This window comes from Neorhizobium alkalisoli, from assembly GCF_002968635.1.
Classification (GTDB): Bacteria; Pseudomonadota; Alphaproteobacteria; order Rhizobiales; family Rhizobiaceae; genus Neorhizobium; species Neorhizobium alkalisoli.
This window is the reverse complement of sequence record NZ_PVBN01000036.1, coordinates 1-462: the sequence shown is the minus strand read 5'-3', so window position 1 is coordinate 462 and position 462 is coordinate 1. Positions and strand designations below refer to the sequence as shown.

The window sequence follows — 462 nt, the reverse complement described above, 5'->3', positions numbered from 1 at the left end:
GTGCCAACCAGCCGAGCAGGGCGCCGATGGCGCTGGCGAGCAGGCCCAGCAGCAACAGTTGCAGCGCGTAGAGGAGCAGGGTTTCGCTGCGCGACAGACCGAGGCAGCGCAGCAGCGCGCTGGCGTCGTAGCGCCGTGCAGCGAAACGGGCGGCGGACAGCGCCACGGCGACGCCGGCGAGCAGCACCGCGGCCAGGCTGGCCAGGTTCAGGTAGCGCTCGGCACGGCCGAGGGCATCGCCCACCTGGCGGTTGCCGTCGCGGGCATCCTGCAGGCGCTGGTTGGCGGCGAGGCTGCCCTTGACCTGCTGGCGATAGGCCTGGAGGGCTTCCGGCGGGCCTTCCCACAGATCGCGGTAGCGCACCCGGCTGCCCGGCTGGACCACCCCGGTGGCATCGAGGTCGGCCAGGCTCATCATGGCGCGGGGCGTCAGGCTGTAGAAGTCGCCGGCGCGGTCCGGCT

Annotated in this window: 1 protein-coding gene; it reads right to left on the bottom strand. The window is 73.2% G+C overall.

All coding sequences use genetic code 11. The features are described from left to right. On the bottom strand, positions 1-462 hold a 462-nt coding region (locus C5L13_RS28420), incomplete at both ends, for an FtsX-like permease family protein (protein ID WP_342588209.1).